The organism is Solibacillus sp. FSL K6-1126 (assembly GCF_038003445.1).
GTDB classification, from domain to species: Bacteria; Bacillota; Bacilli; order Bacillales_A; family Planococcaceae; genus Solibacillus; species Solibacillus silvestris.
This window is the reverse complement of sequence record NZ_JBBOPD010000001.1, coordinates 2,464,603-2,488,409: the sequence shown is the minus strand read 5'-3', so window position 1 is coordinate 2,488,409 and position 23,807 is coordinate 2,464,603. Positions and strand designations below refer to the sequence as shown.

General features: G+C 35.7%; 29 protein-coding genes and 1 pseudogene. 27 read left to right on the top strand and 3 right to left on the bottom strand.

Features of this window, described 5'->3' with window-relative positions:
- The first annotated feature begins 4 nt into the window (after positions 1 to 4).
- The 16 genes and pseudogenes from MHH44_RS12275 to MHH44_RS12200 all read left to right on the top strand — a co-directional run bounded on the left by MHH44_RS12275 (position 5) and on the right by MHH44_RS12200 (position 8,895).
- Positions 5 to 349 (top strand): DUF4181 domain-containing protein, encoded by a 345-nt coding sequence (locus MHH44_RS12275; RefSeq protein WP_340798738.1) that lies wholly within the window; start codon positions 5 to 7, stop codon positions 347 to 349.
- A gap of 111 nt (positions 350 to 460) precedes the next feature.
- Complete coding sequence (locus MHH44_RS12270; protein ID WP_340798737.1) at positions 461 to 940, top strand: GNAT family N-acetyltransferase; 480 nt, start codon at positions 461 to 463, stop codon at positions 938 to 940.
- Between the two features lie 251 nt (positions 941 to 1,191).
- Positions 1,192 to 1,548, top strand: coding sequence for a hypothetical protein (locus MHH44_RS12265; RefSeq protein WP_340798736.1), 357 nt, complete (start codon positions 1,192 to 1,194; stop codon positions 1,546 to 1,548).
- Positions 1,521 to 1,844 (top strand): peptide ABC transporter permease, encoded by a 324-nt coding sequence (locus MHH44_RS12260; protein ID WP_340798735.1) that lies wholly within the window; start codon positions 1,521 to 1,523, stop codon positions 1,842 to 1,844. Before MHH44_RS12265 ends, MHH44_RS12260 begins: the two co-directional genes overlap by 28 nt.
- 40 nt (positions 1,845 to 1,884) lie before the next feature.
- The gene (locus MHH44_RS12255) at positions 1,885 to 2,112 is read left to right on the top strand and encodes a DUF5694 domain-containing protein (RefSeq protein WP_340798734.1); all 228 of its coding nucleotides are present in this window, start codon (positions 1,885 to 1,887) and stop codon (positions 2,110 to 2,112) included.
- Positions 2,113 to 2,374: 262 nt separating this feature from the next.
- A pseudogene (locus tag MHH44_RS12250) lies at positions 2,375 to 2,868 on the top strand (GNAT family N-acetyltransferase).
- Between the two features lie 114 nt (positions 2,869 to 2,982).
- A complete protein-coding gene (locus MHH44_RS12245) occupies positions 2,983 to 3,756 on the top strand; it encodes a class I SAM-dependent methyltransferase (RefSeq protein WP_340798733.1) in 774 nt (257 codons plus the stop codon).
- An 87-nt stretch (positions 3,757 to 3,843) separates the two neighbouring features.
- On the top strand, positions 3,844 to 4,320 hold the full coding sequence (locus MHH44_RS12240) for a helix-hairpin-helix domain-containing protein (RefSeq protein ID WP_340798732.1): 477 nt from the start codon (positions 3,844 to 3,846) through the stop codon (positions 4,318 to 4,320).
- A 58-nt stretch (positions 4,321 to 4,378) separates the two neighbouring features.
- Positions 4,379 to 4,801, top strand: coding sequence for a VOC family protein (locus MHH44_RS12235; RefSeq protein ID WP_340798731.1), 423 nt, complete (start codon positions 4,379 to 4,381; stop codon positions 4,799 to 4,801).
- 65 nt (positions 4,802 to 4,866) lie between these two features.
- Complete coding sequence (locus MHH44_RS12230) at positions 4,867 to 5,739, top strand: pirin family protein (protein ID WP_340798730.1); 873 nt, start codon at positions 4,867 to 4,869, stop codon at positions 5,737 to 5,739.
- 125 nt (positions 5,740 to 5,864) lie between these two features.
- Positions 5,865 to 6,059, top strand: a complete 195-nt coding sequence (locus tag MHH44_RS12225; protein WP_340798729.1) for a hypothetical protein — start codon at positions 5,865 to 5,867, stop codon at positions 6,057 to 6,059.
- Positions 6,060 to 6,082: 23 nt separating this feature from the next.
- Positions 6,083 to 6,535 (top strand): GNAT family N-acetyltransferase, encoded by a 453-nt coding sequence (locus MHH44_RS12220; protein ID WP_340798728.1) that lies wholly within the window; start codon positions 6,083 to 6,085, stop codon positions 6,533 to 6,535.
- An 11-nt stretch (positions 6,536 to 6,546) separates the two neighbouring features.
- Complete coding sequence (locus MHH44_RS12215) at positions 6,547 to 7,038, top strand: fructose-bisphosphate aldolase (protein WP_340798727.1); 492 nt, start codon at positions 6,547 to 6,549, stop codon at positions 7,036 to 7,038.
- A 46-nt stretch (positions 7,039 to 7,084) separates the two neighbouring features.
- Positions 7,085 to 7,936, top strand: coding sequence for a hypothetical protein (locus MHH44_RS12210; protein WP_340798726.1), 852 nt, complete (start codon positions 7,085 to 7,087; stop codon positions 7,934 to 7,936).
- Positions 7,937 to 7,969: 33 nt separating this feature from the next.
- On the top strand, positions 7,970 to 8,596 hold the full coding sequence (locus MHH44_RS12205) for a cysteine peptidase family C39 domain-containing protein (protein WP_340798725.1): 627 nt from the start codon (positions 7,970 to 7,972) through the stop codon (positions 8,594 to 8,596).
- 5 nt (positions 8,597 to 8,601) lie between these two features.
- Entirely contained in the window at positions 8,602 to 8,895 is a 294-nt protein-coding gene (locus tag MHH44_RS12200; protein ID WP_340798724.1) for an NUDIX domain-containing protein, read from the top strand.
- A gap of 185 nt (positions 8,896 to 9,080) precedes the next feature.
- On the opposite strand, the gene MHH44_RS12195 is transcribed toward MHH44_RS12200, so the two are convergent.
- Complete coding sequence (locus MHH44_RS12195; RefSeq protein ID WP_008404026.1) at positions 9,081 to 9,608, bottom strand: DUF2179 domain-containing protein; 528 nt, start codon at positions 9,606 to 9,608, stop codon at positions 9,081 to 9,083.
- 327 nt (positions 9,609 to 9,935) lie between these two features.
- Here MHH44_RS12195 and MHH44_RS12190 point away from each other — a divergent pair, with 327 nt between their 5' ends.
- Entirely contained in the window at positions 9,936 to 11,189 is a 1,254-nt protein-coding gene (locus MHH44_RS12190) for an S-layer homology domain-containing protein (protein ID WP_340798723.1), read from the top strand.
- Positions 11,190 to 11,232: 43 nt separating this feature from the next.
- Here MHH44_RS12190 and pdxT read toward each other — a convergent pair whose 3' ends face one another.
- Together pdxT and pdxS are read right to left on the bottom strand one after the other, a co-directional pair.
- Positions 11,233 to 11,820, bottom strand: coding sequence for a pyridoxal 5'-phosphate synthase glutaminase subunit PdxT (gene pdxT / locus MHH44_RS12185; protein WP_340798722.1), 588 nt, complete (start codon positions 11,818 to 11,820; stop codon positions 11,233 to 11,235).
- A gap of 1 nt (position 11,821) precedes the next feature.
- On the bottom strand, positions 11,822 to 12,706 hold the full coding sequence (pdxS, locus tag MHH44_RS12180; RefSeq protein WP_008404019.1) for a pyridoxal 5'-phosphate synthase lyase subunit PdxS: 885 nt from the start codon (positions 12,704 to 12,706) through the stop codon (positions 11,822 to 11,824).
- Positions 12,707 to 12,918: 212 nt separating this feature from the next.
- Here pdxS and MHH44_RS12175 point away from each other — a divergent pair, with 212 nt between their 5' ends.
- The 10 genes from MHH44_RS12175 (at position 12,919) to MHH44_RS12130 (ending at position 23,720) form a co-directional block, all read left to right on the top strand.
- A complete protein-coding gene (locus MHH44_RS12175) occupies positions 12,919 to 13,401 on the top strand; it encodes a nucleoside deaminase (RefSeq protein WP_340798721.1) in 483 nt (160 codons plus the stop codon).
- 229 nt (positions 13,402 to 13,630) lie between these two features.
- Positions 13,631 to 13,924 carry a hypothetical protein gene (locus MHH44_RS12170; protein WP_340798720.1) on the top strand — a complete coding sequence of 98 codons (294 nt, stop codon included), beginning with the start codon at positions 13,631 to 13,633 and terminating at the stop codon, positions 13,922 to 13,924.
- A 108-nt stretch (positions 13,925 to 14,032) separates the two neighbouring features.
- Entirely contained in the window at positions 14,033 to 14,599 is a 567-nt protein-coding gene (thpR, locus tag MHH44_RS12165) for an RNA 2',3'-cyclic phosphodiesterase (protein ID WP_340798719.1), read from the top strand.
- Between the two features lie 180 nt (positions 14,600 to 14,779).
- Positions 14,780 to 15,169, top strand: coding sequence for a DUF2500 domain-containing protein (locus MHH44_RS12160; RefSeq protein ID WP_340735201.1), 390 nt, complete (start codon positions 14,780 to 14,782; stop codon positions 15,167 to 15,169).
- 157 nt (positions 15,170 to 15,326) lie between these two features.
- Entirely contained in the window at positions 15,327 to 16,097 is a 771-nt protein-coding gene (locus tag MHH44_RS12155; protein ID WP_340798718.1) for a hypothetical protein, read from the top strand.
- 271 nt (positions 16,098 to 16,368) lie between these two features.
- Positions 16,369 to 17,535 carry an acyl-CoA dehydrogenase family protein gene (locus MHH44_RS12150; protein ID WP_008404007.1) on the top strand — a complete coding sequence of 389 codons (1,167 nt, stop codon included), beginning with the start codon at positions 16,369 to 16,371 and terminating at the stop codon, positions 17,533 to 17,535.
- 321 nt (positions 17,536 to 17,856) lie between these two features.
- Entirely contained in the window at positions 17,857 to 19,071 is a 1,215-nt protein-coding gene (locus tag MHH44_RS12145) for an MFS transporter (protein WP_340798717.1), read from the top strand.
- A gap of 80 nt (positions 19,072 to 19,151) precedes the next feature.
- Entirely contained in the window at positions 19,152 to 20,699 is a 1,548-nt protein-coding gene (locus MHH44_RS12140; RefSeq protein WP_340798716.1) for a class I adenylate-forming enzyme family protein, read from the top strand.
- Positions 20,700 to 20,736: 37 nt separating this feature from the next.
- A complete protein-coding gene (locus MHH44_RS12135) occupies positions 20,737 to 22,776 on the top strand; it encodes an ABC transporter ATP-binding protein (protein WP_340798715.1) in 2,040 nt (679 codons plus the stop codon).
- Positions 22,773 to 23,720, top strand: a complete 948-nt coding sequence (locus tag MHH44_RS12130; protein ID WP_340798714.1) for an ABC transporter permease — start codon at positions 22,773 to 22,775, stop codon at positions 23,718 to 23,720. Before MHH44_RS12135 ends, MHH44_RS12130 begins: the two co-directional genes overlap by 4 nt.
- Positions 23,721 to 23,807: the final 87 nt, after the last annotated feature.

Here is a 23,807-nt window from a genome sequence, read left to right as displayed (position 1 = left end):
ATGAGTGCAGGTTTCAGTATCTATTTTAGCGTTAATCCTAAGTATACTTAATTTCATTATTGGCAGATTAATTGTAGGGAAAGAGAGAGGAAAAGTTTCAGAGACGAGTGGCAAAAATATACAAAGAATAGGGTTTGTCACAATTCTAATCATTGCTTTCAGTTGTTTCTATTTTATAGATATTATGGATGATAACGCCATGAAGTGGTTTTGGTTATATTTTTATACGATTACTTTTGGCTTTCATTTCTATTTGGATTGGGTGTATTTGAGGGATACAAAAGAATATTTGGTTTCACTTATTCTATTAATCATTGGAGTTTCATATATCTTATTTTTTGTATTTTAAGTATTATTTAGACTTACTGAGCGTGATTTTACAGAAGAGTTAACGATTGCTAGTATTCTTGGGAAAGTAACTAGAAATATTATATGTTGGAAAAATAGGGGGAAGTTTAAAATGGTTGAGAGAGGCGGTTCCATGATAAAGAAGTTTGACATTCGAAATACAAAAAATGCGAAAGATCTATTAATGATTCAAATACCATCTTATAAAGTAGAAGCAGAAATTATCGGTTATGATGATATCCCACCATTGAAAGATACAGTAAATACTTTAAAACAATGCGGAGAAACTTTCTTTGGCTACTATATAAAAGAAGAACTATGCGCGGCCATATCGGTGAAAGTTATCGATAATGAAGTAGACATACATAGATTAATCGTTCATCCGGACCATTTCCGTAAAGGAATCGCACAGAAACTGTTAACTTTTATTGAAGGTAAGTACAATAAAAAAACATTCATAGTAGCAACTGGATCCAAAAATACGCCAGCAGTTACTTTTTATAAGAAGAATGGGTTTCAGATTACGAAGGAAATCAAAGTAAATGAACATTTATCCTTAACCTATTTTGAGAAGAAATTATTAGCTGATTGAAGTTTGCAATAAGAGGAGTGGAAAATAATTAAACACAAAAGGATGCTTTTTTTACTGCTCATCATTTTTTATTGTCATTTTTTATTCGATTATATATTAATCAAGAAGCATTCCAGGAAACTAAGTGGCGCGATGCCTTATTCTTTTCGTTCTGGACAACAATCGGTCTATTGATTCTTTATATCATTCAAATTACTGTGGAAAAATATAGTAGGAAATAAGCGTGCGTTTGTAAAAACGGGGGTCTATTTGTGAAAAGATATTTAAACGTTGCTATTGGATTGCTTTCACTTTTTTTATTGTCTGGATGTTTTGGAGAAGATTATGATTTTTCGCCTCCGACAGTTATGATTATTACTCCTAATGGTATTGATATTCAAGAAGCTTTAGCTGAAGCAAACATCGATTGGAAGTATGATGACAAATACAACAAAGAAACAGAAGATATTCAAGAATTAGCTGAAATGCAAAATATTATTTACTTTGAATCTAGGGAATTGGTCGCGTTAAATATGGAAAGCTTCATTATTAATCGAGCAAAAGAATTAAAAAAGCTTGCAGAGATTAAGGGAGGGCATAAATGGCGGTCTCTGAAATCATTATCATGAAGCTTGTTTATGGAGGTCTTTTTTTATACACCGCACGATTAAGTTCTTCCAATAACAAAATTATTTTTTACGGTCACTATGTTTTCCTAATCGTATTATATGGATTAATATCTTTAAGTATTTGGTTTATGTATAAAGGATTAGAAAATCATATTAATACTCACAGTGGATATGAACCGATTAGTTTGACGAAAGAGGCCATTTTTCTAATCGTTGGTTTCACCACATATAATCTAATATTACTTTTATTAAGTAGGCAGATTAATAGAAAGAAATCTTCTATTATGAAAGGATAGTCTGTAATTATATAAACGTTTAATAAAAACGGGCTTTAGTATGGAAATTTTGTTAGTTGGTACGGATGATGAAATTGCTTTTGAGTGGATTTCGAAATATTGGTATTACCGCAATTTAAGAATCGCTCGTAATATAAAAAAATCCATTCTTCCTGAAACAAAGCGGTCTGTTATTTTATATGGAAGCGGTCATAACTATCTACTTAAACAACTGTTGGAAGAGGATGAATCCATTAAAGTAATTCAGTACGGAGATTGGTCTGAATAATATAGATTTAGTATCTTAAAGGAGTGAACAGATTATTTTAGAAAATTTAATTGGGTTTTTAATTGGGTTATTTATAATCGTGATTTGCCTTTTAATCGCCTATTGGGGATTTAATATATTATTTAAATCTACATTAAGGTCAACAAACAGAAGTGATGCAGCATTAAAAATCCAGTTGTATACATTAGAAAAACGAGTTGAGGAACTTGAAAGAAAATTAAATAACAAGTAATGGATCTATCAAGGAGTTGAGAATAACATGATTACATTAAGAAATGTGCAAAAGTCAGATTTAGAAGAGCTGGTAGTCATTGAAAATGAAGGCTTTACAAATGAAGAGGCTGCAACAAGGGAAGCGTTTCTGGAAAGAATTAAGTTGATCGCGGATACGTTTATTGTCGCTGAAAAAGATGGAGTGATTGTTGGTTATATTAACGGTCCAGTAATTCCTCAATTATACATAACGGATGACCTTTTTGAAGAAATAAAAGAAAATCCTAAAAAAGGCGGATACCAAAGTATATTAGGAGTAGCTGTTTCTAAAAAGGCGAGGAATCTAGGTATCGCTCGAATCTTAATTAATAAAATGGAGCAGTTGGTAAAAGAAAATGAACGCAAGGAATTACGTTAACATGTAAACAGGAATTGGTTTCTTTTTATGAAAAACTCGGCTTTGTAAACCACGGCATTTCTGAATCACAGCATGGCGGTGTTAGCTGGTATAACATGGTCAAACTGCAAGAGAATATGGATTAATTATGGGGGGATTTCAATGTAATGTGAAATCCTCTTTTTATTTTCGGGTTATTCAATATCAGCATTTTCCATTATAATGGAACTAACAAATTTATACAGAATTGAGTGAATAATATGGGTACTTCAAAAGTTACAGAACATCAATGGAATGCTAGTTTATACGATGATAAGCACTCGTTTGTTTCAAAATATGGCAATAGTTTGGTGGAATTGTTAGCTCCTAAGGAAGGAGAACGAATACTGGATCTTGGTTGTGGAACAGGGGATTTAGCAAATACTTTATTTGAGTATGGCGTGGAAGTAGTAGGTATCGACAAATCTGAAAATATGGTGAAACTAGCGTCTAGTAAATACCCGCACATACCATTTACCGTTCGAGATGCTACAAAATTAACCTATCAAAATGAATTTAATGCGGTATTTTCTAACGCAACCCTCCATTGGGTGCACGCGCCGAAAGAAGCTGTGCAATGTATTTACCAAAGCTTAAAACACGGCGGTAGAATGGTTGCTGAATTTGGAGGAAAAGGCAATGTACAAACAATTACAGATGAAATTATTCAACAAATAAAAAATGCAGGCTACGAATTTAAAGAAGCACAATTTCCCTGGTATTATCCGAGTATTGCAGAGTACTCAAAGCTGATGGAAGAGGCAGGATTCCACGTGACTTTTGCCCAACTATATGATCGACCAACGCCTTTAGATGGTGAAAATGGTTTGAGAAATTGGATTGACATGTTTGGCAGTATGTTATTTTATGGCATTCCCGAACAAATACAAGATCACATAATCGCTAATGTAGAAATGAACTTAAAGGATGTTTTGTATCGTGAAGGCATTTGGGTGGCAGATTATAAAAGGATTCGTGTAGTCGGAATTAAATAAGTAGTTCGCCTTGCCTTTGTTTTATATTGAAGAAGTAAGTAAATAACTAATTGAAATATAAATTAAGTATAAGTTAGGTGAATATAGATGAAAAAGTCCTCTCCAAAGCTTCCTTTAACATCTGAAGAAAGAATAAATTTAAGAAAGTGCAAAGTGAAATTAAATGAAATCGCACTTTTGGACATAACACAATTAACTGCATGTTTACAATCAACTTCCGAACGTGCTAAATACCTCCGTGGACTAGCTCAATTCCAAACTATCCCTTCAATTGGACCGAAGTTGGCTCAATGGGTTACTGAATTGGGTTATTATTCTTTGGAAGAATTGAAAAACGAAGATGGTGCTGATTTGACTAATCGCCTAGAGGAACACTTCGGTTATTGGGAAGACCCGTGTGTAGAGGATTCGTTAAGATGTATCGTACATCATGCTAACCATTCAGACAGCGAAAAAAGTTGGTGGCATTTTACAGATGAACGGAAGCAATATCGGGAGTTAAATGGATACCCTGATTCAAGGCCAACGACACCTTGGCATGATAAGAAAGATAAAAGCAAATAGAGTAAGATTAAGCAGAATTATTAAGATAGAAAGTTACAGGACCAAGGGAGGACTAAATTTGGCAATTCATAGAATAGATCATGTAGGTATCATAGTAAAAGATCTTACGGCGGTTAAAGAGTTTTTCATTGAATTTGGGTTGGAAGTACTTGGTGAAGGGGAAGTGGATGGGAAATGGGCAGAGCGGATCATCGGGTTTACTGATGTGAAAGCAACCATTGTCCTTTTAGGGATGTCGGATGGCCAGGCAAATTTTGAACTGGTCAAGTTTCATACAGACTCAGAGATAGAAAGTATACAGCAATCTTTAAAAAATCATATTGCCTTTGCCGTTGAAGATATTGAAACGGTCGTTGTTAAATTGAAAAAGAAAGGCGCGGAAATTATTAGCGAAACTCAAAACTACAATAATATATATAAATTATGCTTTGTTCAGGGACCAGAAGGCATAATTTTAGAGTTAGCTGAGAAAATGAGATAAACTTTAAGTGGAAGATTTCAACTTAATAGTACATTTTCATAGTAACCTTGGTGGGAGGAATAGAATTGGCAACTAATGCAGTCTTTCAAAGAGATATTAAAAGTTTTTGGTACCCAGAGTACAATAAAAATGGATATCCTCATGTGCAACAAGGATTCATTCTTCATCCTGATCGAAACGCTGAATTCGATCCTTTTATTTTAATGGCAGAAGATTGGTATAAGCGTGGCGTTTTCTCTGATCACCCACACCGTGGCTTTCAAACTGTAACATATGTTGTAGATGGCAGACTAGAACATATTGATAATGCTGGCGGTTACAGCATTTTAAATGCCAGGGATGTCCAATATATGAACGCCGGTTGGGCAGCTAGACATGCAGAAGAAGCGTTCGAGGACGACTTGATTCATACATTGCAGCTATGGCTAAATCTGCCGAAAAGTTTAAAGCATACAAAAACGTCTTATCAAAATATTTTTGTTGAAGATGCACCTGTAGTCAATATCGATGGCGGATTCGTTCGGGTTTATTCAGGGGATATTGCAGGTGTAACAGGACCTATGCAAAGTTTAGTTCCGATTACGATGACAGAAATTACTCTTCGTGAAGGTGCTGAATACACACATGTTTTACCCGAAAACCATAATTCATTCCTGTTTATGTTGGCAGGAGAGATGGAATTTGGGGAAAGCAAGACAAAAATAACGAAAACGGGAGCAGCAACGATTTCATTTAACGAAGATGGCTCAGAAGTAAAATCAAGCGAATTAAAAATTAAAGCATCAACACGGTCTAAAGTTTTGATTTATTCAGGTGTCCCAATTAGAGAAGAAGTCGCTCTAGGTGGACCGTTTGTGATGAATACAAAAGAAGAAATCAGAGAAGCATTCCGTGATTTACAGCTAGGTGAATTTGGCCCACCAGCTGTGAAAAAGTAAAACTAATTAGCAATTAATAGCAAACAGTACAATGAACCGGATGGAATTTAGCCATCTGGTTTTTTGATCTTATCAGGTTCGACTCTACAATTATGGTAAAATTTAAAATATAAGGAGAGGATTTCATGGATTTATTATCATTTGCCTTTTTAGGATTTTTGCTTTACATCGTTGTATTTTTTGCAGTCAAGCATGGGATTAATTATTCGGAACTTGGAATTTTAATAAAAAAGAAATATAAAATTGAAGAAGAAATGCCTAACTTGAGTAATGACGACATTGAAAAAGAGTTAGAAAAAGATATCCATAAACAAAACTAATCGAGAAATATAGGGGGATAAGTGTGGAGATTAAAAGGCTGGAAAAACAGGAAAAGGTGCCCTTGGAATTGTTATTATTGGCGGACCCTTCAAAAATTATCGTTGAAGATTATGTAGCAAAGGGGGAATGTTTTATAGCCGAAAATGAAGAGCAAACCATTGGCGTCTATGTACTGTTACCGACAAGACCGCAAACTGTAGAAATTGTCAATGTAGCAGTAGCTGAAAATTATCAGGGAAAAGGAATCGGAAAATTATTAGTAAGTCATGCGATTCGTGTTGCCAAAACACAGGGGTATAAAACGATTGAAATTGGTACGGGAAATTCAAGTATTGGGCAATTAGCTTTATATCAAAAATGCGGTTTTAGAATCGTTTCAGTTGATCATAACTATTTTATTAAGCATTATTCAGAAGAAATTTACGAGAATGGCATTCAGTGTATCGATATGATTAGGTTATCGCAAGATTTATAAGGGGGATAAGGATGAAAAAATTATTGTTTTTATTCTGTTTGTTTTCCATTTTGCACATCACGACTGCTTGCAGTAACAAAGATGAACCTATTACAACAATTGAAACCGCAATTTCACAGTTGACAGAGGATGAATTTGAAAGTGTAGGGACTCATGAGTTAAAAAATCCTCAAATAGATGATTTCAGGAAATTTACATTCAACGTGGAAGTAGACAATGTAGCTGGACAGAAAGTGGAATTTTCATTTAGCGATAGTTGGAAAGATGCGATCGATTCATTTGATACTACTGACCGTTATTGGTTTGGAGGCGGAAGTGAACAAAATAATGAAGGTGAGAATGTCGCCTCGTATGTGCAAGAATTTGTCTTTTATTCTAAAGGATTAAACGAAGTATCAATGAGAGAGGCATTGAATACAATTATTTTTGAAGTAAGCATAGACCAGATAGGAGAAATCGTGACAGAAGAATATAAAGTTGGGGATTTAATTGAATTTGAGTAACTTCGTTGATGGAAAGTAATAATTAAAAATGATTGGAGAAATATTCATGAAAATATACAATCTAGCAAGTCCATTTCTAAATCAATACGAGCCTTCAAAAGAGTACTACGAAAGTTACTTTAATCATCATCCAGAAATCTTTAGTTATTATTTTGAAAATCACTGTCACAATAAAGAACTGAAACTTGAAAATGCTTTAAAAGCGCATCCAAATATGATTGATCAAATGAACTGGGTTGCAAAGAAATTAAAATCGCTCACACCCCAGATTACAAAAGAATACGAAAAGCGGTTTCCGATAATATTTTCAAAAGATGTTTATATTTTTGTCGGTCTAGGTGGTTCGAATGCTTATACTTATCGTTCCATGGATCCTCATATTGCTTTTTGTGTTGAAAATTTTGAACCATATGAAGAGGGCATTAACGTAATAATTGCGCATGAATTTGGCCATGCAGTCCATCATCTTTACACAACACATAATGGGATTGAAGCAAAAGATATTCAATGGTCTAATCCGTTGACATGGCTATTGCAAGAGGGTGTAGCAACTTTTTTATCAACTTTAGTAGTAAATGTAGACCAAGATATTTATTTTGCATATAAACGTGATCCGGAGTGGCTTTCATTCTGTGAAAAAAATATAGCAACCATTATCAATGCTTTTCAAAAAGATTTAATTCAAAGTACATCAGCAGAAATATTTAAAGAATGGTTCTCGATTAATGGGGGTCAAACTTTTGGCTACAGTCGGATTGGTTATTATATTGCTTATCTTTTAGTAAAACGTTTAACAGGTGAAGAAGGTATTGAAAATGCAATGCTTTATTGGGGACATTCAGATTTTGAAGAGAGAATGAAAACGTTATTACGAATTATAGTAAAAAAAGAAAAGTAGACACACGTTGATTTCATATATTGGGGGAGTAGCATGTTTATAATAAATACAGTTGCTTTATGGGTAATTATCTCAGTGTCGATTAACAATTATTTAATGACTTTACCTATTCCGGTTATACGAAAAAAGGATTTTCCGACTACCTACATGATTCTTCAAAAGAATCGAATCGATTTCCAAAAAGATACGGAATGCGCGGCATTTTCAACAGCTTACCTGCTGCGTCACTTTGGTAAGGAGGCTGAAGGAGAAGCGTTATATAAGCATTTTCCCAATAAAACAAAAGCTGGAAATGTATATCCAAAAGGAATCCGTACTGTTTTAAGAAATAACGGATTTAAGACAAATTATTATAAAGGAACTATTGATACATTAAAGTACGAAGTCAGTAAAGGAACTCCCGTAATTGTTTTTATTAAAGTACAGAAGGATCTCAAAAATCTGCATTTTGTTCCAGTAGTAGGTTATGACAAAGAGCATATTTACCTTTCAGAGTCATTAAGTCATTTAGTGAATTGTGAAGAAAAACAGCAGAACTATAATCGAAAGGTGCCGATTGAAGAATTTAAAATGCTATGGAATGTAAAGAGAATTCATATGCTTCCTTATAGCAATACATATATAGCAGTGGATGCTAACAATACTTTTAGCAGTAGGTGAAAATAGTGAAAGTATTTGGAGAGAAATTAAATGGCCTTAATTATGAAATGAGAAAAGGGATTTATGCAGTAATTTTTAATTCAACAATGACTCGTGTCTTAACAGTCCAAACTACAAGAGGGGATTACTTTTTGCCAGGTGGCGGGATTGAAGATCATGAAAACCATTCGCAATGCCTGGAAAGAGAAATACTTGAAGAAACAGGATATAACGTAGTGATTGGTTCTTTTGTAGGGAACGCAAAGTGCTTTTTTCTCTCAACCAAAAAAGAGCCAATTCTTAATGATGGCTATTTCTAATTCGCACAATTATTAAATAAAATCCAAGATCCCATTGATGACGACCACTTTATAAAATGGATTGAGACAGGTAAAGCCCGGGATCTCTTATTACATGCCCATCAATATTGGGCAATTAAGGAAGGGTTAAAACTGAAGATGCATAAAAAATGAGCTAGAATCATTGAATCTAGCTCATTTTTATTTTAACGTCTAAGTTTAAATTTACGCATACGATCGACTAAGAAACCGCCTTTGAATGATTTTGGCTCATATGAAATAATAAATGCCTTTGGTTCAATCGATTCAACAAGGGCGAATAATTCTTTTTCTCGGTTTCGTTTAGCCAAAATCTCATATTTATAACGTTCACTGTCACGACCTTCACTGACAGATGTCGTGATGGCAAAGCCGCTGTTTCTTAATGTTTCGATCAATTCCTGATTTTTTTGCTGAGTATTGATTGTAACTGAGACAAAACCAATAGCCAGTTTGTTTTCAATCATTGTTCCTATTGGTATCCCAATACTAAATCCGAGTGCATACACAATCATTGCGATAAAGTTCTGATCACCACTAAAAATGATAGAAAGTGCAAATACGTTAATTAAAACTTCTAAAAACCCAAAAATTGAAGCAAGAAGTCTCATATCTTTGACTAAGAAAATTGTTCGTAATGTCATTAACGGCACGTAAACGAGCTGTATGACCAGGATTAGGATTATCTCCTGCATGAAATCCCCTCTTTCTTTAAAAATTTACTTTACTTTTTTACTTCTACCCTAATATGAAATTTATATTCTTATTAATTATTTGAGTAATTAGTATAAAATGCAGGAGAATTCAATTGCTTTTATTAAATTAATTTTTCAAACGACCGTTTATCCAGCTGGATGAATAGTCGTTTTTTGTTTGGAAAGGGGGTTCGGGATAGGTAAAGTCCGGAAGTACAACCATGAATTAGTAGTAATAAAATGAGATTCTATGCACTAAATCTAATAAAAAACTGCTATGATGATAGTGTTTAAGTCTATTATTTGAATATTAAAGGAGTTGCAAATTTGATAAAATTAATCAGAGTATTACTATTAATTTTACTTTCTTTACTAGTTTTAAATAGTGGCCCGTTTACTTCGAGTGCAAACAGCCTGAATCCTTTACCTTATGAAGATGAGAAGTCAGGAAGAAATAGTAACGCTTATTTATCTACATACGAATTTCCTTCAACCAAAATGAAGGAAGACTTTATTAATGAAATTTATACATATGCAATGAGAGCAAATGAAAAGTGGGGAATCCCTGCTAGTGCGATCATTGGAATGGCCATTCTGGAAAGCGGCTATGGAACAACAAGAATAGCAGTGAATGCAAATAATCTTTTCGGGATAAAGGTCTGGGGATATAATCCGAAGAACGGCTGGCACCTGAAGGGACAACCTGATGAAGATTATGAACCGGTACCTGTTCTAATCGATTACGGAAAAGACCGCAAAATATATGATGAAAGCAAAAGAAGAGATAACTGGTATCGGGCTTTTACTTCCTATAAAGAAGCGGTTGATTATTTAGCAGGGAACTTGTTGTTAAACGAAAGGTATCGTTTCGCAAAAACCAATTATGAAGAAAGAATGAAAAAGGGATGGAGTTATGAGCGAGCTTCCAAAGAATATCTATACGATATTGCCAATGCCGGTTATATTCATTTGGGTGGGGAATACTATCGAAATAAAGTAGGCTCCATCATGGACGAATATGATTTATATCAATATGATGATAGGAAATTAAAAGACATAGAAGGTCATTGGGCCGAAGAACAGATTCTTTTCTTAACTGAAAAAGGTTGGATCTCTGGCTATCCTGATGGTACATATAAACCGAATCATTCGATAACAAGAGCTCAAGCAGCTGCTATTATAAGTAACTTTTTAGCATTGACGTCAACAAATAAAAACATCTACTTTAGTGATGTGGTTAAGAGCTTTTGGGCTTCAGAATCTATTCTTTTAGTAGCACAACATAAAATAATTAATGGTATCGGTGATGAACGTTTTTCACCAAATACTTTTTTAACTAGAGCGCAAATGGCTCAAATCTTTTATAACGTCGGATTTTATAGTCAATCTGTAAATAATCGTGTAAATTCATTTAAAGATGTGGAACAAAATTTTTGGGCATATGTTGCGATTGAAACGATGAAACAAGAAGGAATTATGGCCGGCTATAATGCAAGCCGATTTGGTCCGAATAATCCTACAACTAGAGCACAAATGGCAGCTATGATTTATCGAATACATGAAAAAGGCTTAAACAAATAATCCAACATACAAAAGAAGCACTGAATTGTGCTTCTTTTTTGATTTATCTAGGAACGTTTGTAAATTCATTTACCATACCAATAAAATATTGAAGTATTCGAACATCATCCGTCAGTTCGGGATGAAAAGAGCAGCCTAAAAATTGTCCATCTCTAGCTAATACAATCCGTTCTTCATATGTAGCAAGTATTTCGACCTGTTCACCGATGGTTACAATATGCGGAGCTCGAATAAAAACTGCTGTTATGTCATCACCAATTGATGGAATTGCTATTGCAACTTCAAAACTGTCTACTTGACGGCCGAAAGAATTTCTTTCTACCTCAACATCCATTAAACAAAGGTGAGGGGTAATGGAACCCTTAACCTTTTTTGCCAATAGTATGAGACCTGCACATGTCCCGAACATGGGAATCCCTTGCTGTGCCAATGCTTGTATAGGTGCTAATAAGTCATTGCGTTCTATAAGCTTACCGATAGCTGTACTTTCTCCACCAGGCAAAATAAGACCATCAATACCACATAAATCATTGCTTGTTTTTACTTCCACAGCTTCATGATCAAGAAGTTTAATCTGATTCATATGCTCACCTACTGCACCTTGTAATGCAAGTACTCCTATTTTTGACATACTACCAGCCACGCTCCTGCATCCGTTCATTAACATTAAGTGTAGCTATTTCAATTCCTTTCATCGGTGTTCCAAGCTCCTTCGAGATTTCAGCAATCAGTTTGTAGTCTTTATAATGAGTTGTTGCTTCCACAATGGCACGCGCGAATTTTTCAGGATTCTCGGATTTGAAAATACCAGAGCCAACAAATACGCCATCCGCACCAAGTTCCATCATTAACGCGGCATCTGCAGGTGTAGCCACGCCACCCGCAGCAAAGTTCACAACTGGTAAACGTCCTAAACGTTTAATTTCCAACAGTAACTCGAATGGGGCTCCTAAATTTTTTGCCTCTGTCATTAATTCATCCACATTCATTCCTATAACACGACGTACTTGAGCATTGACTTTGCGAAGATGACGAACTGCTTCTACAATGTTGCCTGTCCCTGGTTCACCTTTAGTACGGAGCATAGAAGCCCCTTCGCCAATACGTCGAGCTGCTTCTCCTAAGTCACGGCAACCACAAACGAATGGCACTGTATAATCACTTTTTAGTAAATGGTATTCTTCATCAGCCGGTGTTAAAACTTCACTTTCATCGATATAGTCGACACCCATTGACTCTAAAACCCGTGCTTCTACAATGTGACCAATTCGTGCTTTTGCCATAACAGGGATAGTAACAGCATTCATCACTTCTTCCACAATTCGAGGATCCGCCATACGGGCAACACCGCCAGCTTTCCGAATATCAGAGGGCACACGTTCCAGCGCCATTACAGCTACTGCTCCTGCAGCTTCAGCAATTTTTGCCTGTTCAGCGTTAATGACATCCATAATAACGCCGCCCTTTTGCATTTCTGCCATTCCACGTTTTATTCGATCAGTTCCAACTTGTACCATGTAAATAACCTCCATTCCTGTAATGATACTTAGTATAATGAAAATTGACCGTATTAAAATAGCCAATTATTCATTAATCGATAAGGTCAGTAGAATTTTGTCTGAAAACATAAGGTTCAGAGTACGAATGAATATTCACTTAAGGAGTCGGATAATTCTGTTATAATTATGATTGTAAAAGTTTCTACTTACTGGATAAGGAGGATACGAATATGATAAATAGTCTAGATTTGAAGCACTTACAACGTTGTGTTGAATTAGCAAAAATTGCGCTTGAAAAAGGTGACGAGCCATTTGGTTCAGTACTTGTTTCCGCCGATGGAGAGGTCCTTTTTGAAGACCATAATCACGTGGCAGGTGGTGACCATACCCAACATCCGGAATTTGCAATAGCACGATGGGCAGCAAATAATATGAAACCTGAAGAAAGAATCAAAGCGACAGTATATACTTCCGGGGAACATTGTCCGATGTGCGCTGCAGCACACGGTTGGGTTGGTTTAGGCCGGATTGTTTATGCAAGTTCATCTAAACAATTGGTAGAATGGCTAGCGGAATTGGGCCAAGCTCCTTCACGTGTACGGAATCTTTCCATTCAAGAGGTTATTAACGATATTACTGTCGATGGTCCTGTTCCAGAGCTAGCGGAGGAAGTTCATCAACTCCATCGTCAGTTTCACGAAAAGAGAAGTTGACTATAAATCCATTTTAAAATAGAAATGGATAGGTTGAGATGGTTGAAAGAAAGCGCGATTCTGTAGTAAGGATCAGCGCTTATTTTCATTAAAAGTCTATAAATCTGAAGGAGAAAAATATATAGTAGGAATTTTTTATTTAACAATCAACAGGAGTAGTTCATTAATAAGGAATGCGTCTTCTTTATAAAGACTGACAAAATAGTGAAATATAAAAGGGGTGTATGAAATGTGGCAGCAAAATCATAAAAGTGTAAAAATCTATTTTAAAATATATTTAATATTGGCAGTCTTTTTATTAGTAGGCTGTTCATCTATTCAAAATGTCATATCTGAAGATGAAGCAAAACAAATGGTCTTGGATCATCATTTTAACCATAATAGTAAAACTGAAATACGATCTGTTGAATTGAAAAATAATAAATACTTCATTGCGTGGGAAATAAAAGATAACTGCGAACTTGGGAAAGATAGTGTTAATAAAAAAGGCGAAATCGAGATGATTGAAGCCAGTATTTGTTAGTTAAAATATGCCTTTCAGAAGGAATCTAAGGGAAATACGGTCGATAAGATATTTTTGTATTAGTTTTAATAATAATGTCCATTCTTTTATAGAAAGAGGTGAAAGAATATGGAGAGAGTGGCGCACTATTTTTGGGCGGTTCGGATTCCGGATGGAATTAAACAAACTATTCACGAGGAACTCACACGAAGTAAACCAATATTCCAGTTTAAGCGTTGGGTAGATTTAAATGATTATCATATAACGCTTGCCTTTCTCGGTGCTGTAAATCCGCAGCAACTTTCATCCGTAATTAAATCAGTTGGGAACGCCATACAAAATCAAAAAGCATTTATGTTAGACATTAAAGGCCTGGGTGTGTTTGGGGCTCAAAGTTCACCTCGTATATTTTGGGGAGCGGTGAGTGAAGCAGCCCCTTTGTATAAACTTCAGGAAATTGTGCATCAAACTTGTCTAGATGAAGGGTTTACACTAGAAACACGGCCTTATCATCCACATATTACATTGGCACGAAAATGGGGAGGCAATGAAGATTTCAATGTGGACAACTTAGTCACGCATAACCCATTTAAAGCAAAGCCTTTATCTTTTCAAATCACTGAAATCGTCCTTTATAAATCGAATGTTGAAAACACACCGAAATATGAACCAATTGCGACGTTTTCATTAGTATGATTATCTTCATTTTAATATTGTATAAGTAGGCGGGGGCGATTCTGTAAGGTGAATCAGCGCTCGTTTTTTAATCTGTAGTTATAGGGCTATAGAAGTTATTTGGTAAATATATGTCATCAATCTGAAACTTTCTTCCAGTTTATCCGTATAATTTAGTTATCAGAGCAAGGGGGGAATATCATGTATGACATGCCAGGAAGTGGGGATTGGTTATTTAACTTCGGACCAATATTTATAGCTCTTATTTTTATTATCATAGTTATTTTAATAATAGGCAATATATTCAGTGGATTAAGACAATGGAAGGAAAATGAGAACTCGCCTCGCCTGTCTGTTCCGGCCATCGTAAAAGTTAAACGAACAAGTGTAACGAGACATAATCATCACCATCATGATAACAACCACCACTCACACAGTACCTCTACAAAGTACTTTATAACATTTGAATTCGAGAGTGGTGACCGGTCTGAGTTTCATGTTTCAGGCAAGGAATATGGTATGCTCGCAGAAGGGGATATCGGCACGTTAACTTTCCAAGGAACAAGATATATTGATTTCACTAGAACGTAGCTTACGTAACCCAACTAAGCTCGTTGATATAAAAACCGCGCGATTCTTTTATTAGGATCAGCGCTTTTTTGTACGAGTGAAGTGCTATCCATCATTTGTACATGTATTTTGAAACATGTATGATAATTTATACAAGCCAAACTTGAGGAGTGAGAACTTGAAAAAATATGTCCCATTTGTCTTAAGTGTTCTTCTTCTAACAGCGTGTAACGAGACGAATAATAACACGACAGCCGATCAGGATTCCGGAGCAGATACAAAGTCTAATGAAGTAGAAACAACAAATTCTCCAAATAATGAGGAGACAGTTTCTAATCAACCGGCAGGCAATACTGCTACTGCAGAAGATTTTCAAAGTATTATTCCGAGTAATTGGGATGTCAACATGCCAACTGACTTTCCTGTTTCAAAGGACAGCTATTTAACTGCGATTACAACGACAAATAATAATGTCATAACATTTAATTTCTATGAAACTCCATCTAAACTGGCAATAAATGATAACGCTATAAAGCAAAGCGGCACGTATACAGGTCAATTAACAATTACCAAATATGATTCAAAGGAATTGGCGAGTAAAGAAATTGATCAAACTCTTTACGATAGTGGACAAGCTGTTGATTTAGGGCACGGAATTACAGGCTACCAGGATGGCGGGGCAGGCTCTCTATTTACAAGCTGGAATGAAGGGCGTTGGGCAATTATTGCCCGGTCATTGACGGAAAAGGCTGAGGAAAGCTTGAACACAGCAAAGGAAACAGTCGAATTTTTAGAAACGAACATTCTTCCGATACCAAAAGATTATGGTTCTTTACATGTCGATGCTGAGCAAACTGGAACAATGGCGAAGTGGCAAAAGGAAAATTATTTATACACGATGACTGATTTTGGTGAAGAAACATTACCTTGGATTGTGAAGTTTAAATAAATATTTACACGTATTGAAAGAACAAATTTCCAAAGATTTGAACAAAAATAATTTGATACGAAAGCTGTTAAGAAACCTGAATGTTTTCATTCTTTTGGGTTTCTTTTTTTTATTAAAAGACCATTCTTTATAAAATGAAAGCGCTTCAAAATTTTTCGCATATATAAACTGTTAGATTCATAACGTGTTGTAACTGAGTATTCTATAAAATTGTGAATATTATTTAACAATTTCGTACTCAAATAATTTCATTTACAAGGAGATGTTATTAATGGATTTTACGCTAAATGATGAACAAAAAATGATTCAAAAAACAGTTAGAGATTTTGTGAATAAAGAACTGAAGCCTTTGGAGCAAGAAGTATTAAAAAATGAAAGGGAAGGCAGACCTGGTATCTCTAATGAAAAAATAAAAGAATTAAGAGAAAAGGCAAAGGCAATTGGATTTTGGGGCATTAATACGCCTGAGGAATACGGTGGAGCAAATTTAGGACCAATTATGTCAGTGTTAATTGCAATGGAATTAGGAAGAACTTTTGTACCGTTCAACTTTGGTGGTTCTGCTGATAATATCCTTTATTTAGGTAACGAGGAACAGAAACAGAAATATTTAATCCCTACTATTAATGGTGAAAGACGTTCTTGCTTTGCTTTAACCGAGCCTGATGCGGGATCAGATGCAAGAGGTATTCAAATGAGAGCGGTTAAAGATGGCGACCATTGGGTGTTAAATGGTGAGAAAGTATTTATTACAAATGGAAATGAAGCAGACTTTGCCATGGTATTTGCAGTGACAGATAAAGAAAAAGGCGCGAATGGCGGAGTAACTTGTTTCCTTGTAGATAAAGAAATGGGTTGGAAGTCGGAATATATTTACACAATGGGCGAATGGGGACCAGCAACATTAGTATTTGATAACGTTCGTGTTCCTGAAGAAAATATTTTAGGAGAACTGGGTCAAGGTTTTAATTTAGGCATGCAGTGGATAGGTCAAGGAAGGTATATGATTCCTGCTGGTGCAATCGGTGCTGCAGAACGCTTATTACAAATGGCCATCGACTATTCAAAAACACGAGTTACTTTTGGTAAACCTATAGCAGAACGTCAAGCAATCCAATGGATGATTGCAGATTCAGCAGTTGAAATTGAAGCAGCAAAATGGATCGTATTTAGAGCTGCATGGATGGCTGAAAATGGTATGGATCCACGTCATCAATCGTCTATGGCAAAACTAAATGGCGCAATTATGGCAAATCAAGTGGTCGATCGTGTTCTTCAGATCCATGGTGGAATGGGATATACAAAGGAATTACCGATTGAACGATGGTATAGAGAATTAAGATTATACCGAATTTTCGAAGGAACAGATGAAATTCAGCGCAGAACGATTGCAAGAAATTTATTAAAAGGTCATGCAAAAGTTGGAGAGTTACTTTAATTAAGGCAGCTTCTACTCATTTATTTCTTTAACATACTAACTAGTCAGTTATTATGCGGTAGTAATACTAACCGGTTAGTTAATAAGTGTGGCTCTAGATGAATAGTTAGTTTGCCAAATCAAAAATTTAATCCGAAATAGTGTGGGTAGAACATCAATTATCTTTACTATATTTTCAAATTATAGTAAATGCCAGCACCGCCATGCGCTTAGGCTCTTCCGATGGAGGCAAAACCGCCTCCATGTCAGAGTCTCCAACTTGTGTCAGGGCTAAGCGAGCGTTCCCCGCTTTTCTATTAAATTGAAAGAAGATGAATATAGATGATGGAAAGGAAGGCGTTCTTTCTACTAGGATTCATAATGTTTTTAACGATGACAGGTTATGGAATAGTACTTCCTACATTACCATTCTTAGCAGATGATTTGGGGCTTTCATCAGTTCAAATGTCATCGTTAATCATAATTTGGGCAGTTTCCCAGTTAATTACTGCACCGATATGGGGTCGTTTAGCTGACAAAATAGGGAGAAAACCCGTTCTAATGATTGGCGTATTTGGCTTTGGTGTAGCTTTCCTTTTACTAATTTTGGCTCAAAATTATTGGCAATTGCTTTTAGTTCGATTAATTGGTGCAGCAATATCATCTGGTACTCAAACTGCAGCTTTTTCGATGGTAGCTGATCACACTAGAAAAGAGTTTAGAAATCAAACCATCGCGAAAATGGGGGCAGTGAATGGACTTGGCTTTTTGTGTGGTCCAGCTATTGGAGGGTTATTTTCTCCATTTGGAGTCGTAGTACCTTTTATTATTGCAGGATCTCTAGCATTAATAACTCTACCTTTTGCCCATTTTTACATCCGAGATTCGATAAATAATGATAATAAAGAAACTCAGAATACGTTTGCTGGAAATAATGAAACAGTTTCTTTTTGGAAATCCATTACAATGGTTACGAAAACCGGATATTGGAATCATTATATGATCATACTTGGATTGTCCATTGCAGCTTCGAGTTTCTTCGGTCTACTTGGATATTATCTAATAGCAAAATTTGAAGCTACCCCAATCTTTGTAAGTATGGCCTTTAGCGCACAAGCTGGAACTTCTGTCTTGGTACAATTCTTTTTACTAAAAAAATGTTATGAAGTATGGAATGAAGATACGATTACAAAAATTGGCTTATCCTTTACGGCAATTGGCTATTGTTTAATTAGTTTTGCGCCATTAATATGGGTAGCAATTTTAGGATGTGTTTTTACTGGTTTTGGGCAATCATTGGTTAGGCCGACTACTATAGCGATGTTATCAAAACGCACTGAGATGGGGCGAGGTATTACATTAGGCCTCCAAGAATCAATGGATAGTTTAGGGAGAATACTTGGACCTCTTTGGGGGGGCTGGGTATTCATATATCTCGTATCGGCTCCATTTATAACTTCTGCTGTTATAACAGTAATTCTATTAGGTGTTGCATTTTTAATAACTTACCAACAGAAAATTGAAATATCTCTACACAAAGATACTAGTAACTCATAATCGGAACGATTGGCCTTAAAATGTAAGCGCTTTAATGCAGAAATACTATGAAAATAGTAAATAAAAGTTAGGAGGGTAACATGTTACTAACTGAATTATTGGGTGGAAATATTGAGAATTTTGGTGAGTATAACCTTCTGTATTTCTATGATAAAACTTATACAAATAGTGAAACGGAAATTATTTGTAAGAAAGTTTCTAGTCTTGTCCATTCGCTGGGAGTAGAAAAAGGAGATCGGGTGTTAATTTGTATGCCAAATTGTCCCGAAGTTATTTTCTCTTACCAAGGAGTATTAGGAGTTGGTGGCATCATTGTACCAGCTATGTATCTTTTACATGAAAATGAAATCAACTTTATTTTAAAAAATTCTGAAGCAAAAGTTATTATTACATCATCTGTTCTATTGCAAAAATTAAAAAATGCATCCAGTGATTTATCTGTTAAACCGAAGATTATTTGCATAGATCAACCAAGAGAGGAAGATATACAAGAAGAGTTCGAAATCATTGAATGGGAAAAGGCTCTTTCTAATATATCAATTTATGAAAATGCTCCTTTAGAGTTAAAAGAATCAGATGTAGCCGTCATCCTGTATACATCCGGCACTACGGGTATACCGAAGGGAGTTATGTTAACGCATAAAAATCTTTACTCAAATTCAATGTCAGGATTAAAACTTAGAGCGGAGGACGAAATAAGAAGTACTACTCTAGGTGTTCTTCCTCTAGCTCATATTTATGGTTTTGGCATTATGAACAGTATGTTTTTGCTAGGAAGCTCAGTTGTTATTTTTGATAAATTCGATGCCGAAGAGGTATTTAAGGTTATTGAAAAATTTAAAGTAAAATCCTTTGCTGCTGTCCCGGCTATGGTGCATGCGATGTATTATCATCCGAATGCCTATAAATATGACTTATCTAGTTTAGAAACAGTTGGATCGGGGGCTGCTGCACTAGCGATTAGCTTACGTCATAAGTTTAAAGAAAAATTTGGGGCTGAGGTACGAGATGCGTATGGACTTTCTGAAGCATCGCCAGGAGTAGCTACACAACGTAATGATATGCCGATTAAAGAAGGTTCTGTAGGAGTACCAATGCCAGGTGTAAACATTAAAATTGTGGATGAAGGTGGATATGAGGTACCAGTTGGGGATGTCGGTGAATTATTAGTACAAGGCGATAATGTAACGCCTGGTTATTTTAAAAATGAAGAAGAAACAAAAAAGGCACTACAAAATGGATGGCTTCATACAGGGGATATGGCAAAAGTGGATGATGAAGGCTATCTGTACATTGTAGATCGTAAAAAGGATTTAATTATTCGAGGTGGATTTAATATTTATCCAAGAGATTTAGAGGAATTGCTAGTTAAACATGAAGCTGTTTTGGAAGCTGCGGTGATTGGTGTTCCTTCCGAAAAAATGAGTGAAGAAATTGTTGCTTGTATTGTGAAAAAGCCGGATGCAGAAGTAAGTGCAAGTGAATTAATCGGATACTGCCAACAAAATTTAGCTAAATATAAGACACCTCGTCATATTGAATTCATTCATGAACTTCCGAAAAATGGTGTTGGGAAAATCATGAAAATAAAGCTGAGAGAACAATTTGCTAACCTGATATTAGATTAATATAAGTAGTTTAATATACTTGAAAGGAGGCATTCGAATGACTGGAAAAAATGACACACTACTCCAAGTAGAGGAAATGAAGACGGTTTTTAAGACCAGAAAAGGTAACCTTGAAGCTGTTGATGGTATTTCATTTAGTATTTCTAAAGGTGAAACAGTAGCGATTGTAGGTGAATCAGGTTCTGGTAAAAGCGTATCAGCACTCTCGATTTTACGTTTGTTGGACAGTAATGGAGAAGTCACTTCCGGGAAAATCCTGTTTAATAATTTAAATTTAAAAGATATTAGTAATGAGGAAATCCGAAAAATTCGAGGAAATGAAATTGCCATGATTTTTCAGGATCCGATGACATGCTTAGACCCTGTATACACGATCGGTGATCAGATTACCGAAACGATTAAAATTCACGAAACACTTAGTAAAAATGAACTTCAGGAACGTGCACTAGAATTATTAAGGTTAGTTGGACTTCCGGACCCTGAGAGCCGTATTAATGCCTATCCACATCAATTATCGGGTGGTCAAAGACAAAGAGTAATGATTGCCATAGCACTTGCATGCAGACCTAGTTTAATTATTGCAGATGAACCTACAACAGCTCTTGATGTGACTGTCCAGGCACAGATTCTGCAATTACTGAAAGATTTGCAAACCCAGTTTGGAACAGCGATTATCCTTGTTACACATGATTTAGGTGTTGTAGCGGAAATGGCGGATAAAGTAGTTGTTGTCTATGCGGGGCAGGTTGTAGAACAGTCGAATGTGAAGGATTTGTTTAATAAACCTCAACACCCGTATACAGAAGCATTAATGAAAAGTATTCCAAAAATTGATACAAGTAAAGAACGTAAATTGCTCACGATAAAAGGAAATGTTCCAAGTTTAATAGAAATTCCAGCTGGTTGCCGTTTTCATCCAAGGTGTCCTTTTGCTACTGATAAGTGCATAAGTGAGGAACCACCACTTTTTGAATTAGCAAATGGTCGAGAAAGCAAATGTTGGATTGCAGATCCCAACCTGACAGGAAATTGGGAGGGACCAATTTTAACAGAAGAAAATGAGCATGTCTTTGAGCTCAATCAACATTTAATCAGTAAAAAGAATTTATTGGAAGTAACAGACTTAAAAAAATACTTTCCTATCACAAAAGGAATACTGTCAAGAACAATCGGACACGTTAAGGCAGTGGATGGTGTAACACTGAATATTCACAAAGGCGAAGTTCTTGGTCTTGTAGGTGAATCCGGCTGTGGTAAATCAACTGTTGGAAGATTAATTACAGGTCTTATTGACTCAACGAATGGGGAAGTAAGTTTTGATGGAAAACAATTATCAAATATTAATAGAAAAGAGAAAAAAGTTCTAAGGAAGCGGGTTCAATTTGTTTTTCAAGATCCCTATAGTTCTCTAAATCCGAGGATGACCATTCTCGATATTATTGGTGAACCATTAGAAGTGCACAATCTAGCAAAAGGAAGTTTAAAGCGTCAACGGGTAGGAGAGCTGCTTGAAATCGTAGGGCTATCTAAAAATGATATGCATAAATTTCCTCATCAATTTTCAGGAGGTCAAAGGCAAAGAATTGGTATAGCAAGGGCTTTGGCAACTGAACCAGAGCTTCTGATTTGTGATGAGGCAGTGTCCGCATTAGATGTTTCTGTTCAAGCCCAAATTTTAAATTTATTAAAAGATCTTCAGTTGAAATTAGGGTTATCTTATTTATTTATCTCTCATGATTTAACGGTAGTCAAATATATTTCAGATAGAATAGCTGTCATGTATTTAGGAGAAATCGTAGAAGTGACCGATTCACAAACTTTATTTACAGAACCGCTCCATCCATATTCAAAGGCACTTATTTCCGCTGTGCCAATTCCTAATCCTAATATTCAACCAGACCGAATTATCCTAAGTGGTGAAGTACCAAGTCCATCAAACCCTCCAAGTGGCTGTAAATTTCATACGAGATGTCCTTTTGCAATGGATCTTTGTAAAAAAGAAAAACCTGAACTAATGGAAATTACAGAAGGTCATACTGTTGCCTGTCATTTCTATAAGGAGGTGTCACACATATGATTGACTATATTGTTAGGCGCTTAATTTTTGGGATATTCGTACTATTAATTATGACAACCTTCATTTTTATCGTTATGAGAGCGGTACCTGGTGACGTTGTGACCCTTCAGTTGGCTAACTCTGGTGCAACACCTGAACAAATGGCTGCATTGAAAGCTGAAATGGGTCTAGATAAAAGTGTTTTCGGTCAACTAATAGATTGGGGTAAAAATGCGCTTCAAGGAGATTTAGGTATTTCTCTTTGGTCAGGTAAGGAAGTATCCCAGATTATATTAGACAGACTTCCCGTAACGATACAACTAGCACTAATGGCAATTGTTTTAGCCATCATTATCGGTATTCCGATAGGAGTTATTTCCGCTGTTAAACAAAATACATTTATAGATCATTTTTTAAAAGTAATTTCAATTGGAGGATTATCTATTCCAAGCTTCTGGCTGGGACTAATCTTATTAACTGTATTATCACTGTCTTTCAATTGGATTCCACCACTTGGTTATCAATCATTCGCAGAAAATCCTATTGTTAATCTACAGCAAATGTTCTTACCCGCAATTTGTCTAGCAATTACACTAAGTGCCAGTATTGTTCGTATGACAAGATCGGCTGTCCTTGAAGTACTTCATTCGGAGTTTATCAGAACGGTACGGGCAAAAGGTGCGAAAGAAGCGGTTGTAATATTCAAACATGCCCTTAGAAACTCGTTGATTTCAGTTATTACATTAATTGGTTTACAAATTGGATATCTGCTTGGAGGAACTGTAGTACTTGAATCAATTTTTGCACTCCCAGGATTAGGAAGTTTGATTTTTGAAACTGTATTAGTGAGAGATTATCCAGTTGTTCAGTCAACCGTACTGGTCTTTGGAGCGATGTTTTTATTAGTAAATTTGATGGTGGATGTGATGTACGGTTGGGTAGATCCACGAATTAGAACAAAATAAAAAATGCCTCAATATTCTTGTTTCAAGAAAAGGAAGTGATTCATTTGTCTCAAATACAACTAGACTCTGAGTTGCCAAAAGAGAGTA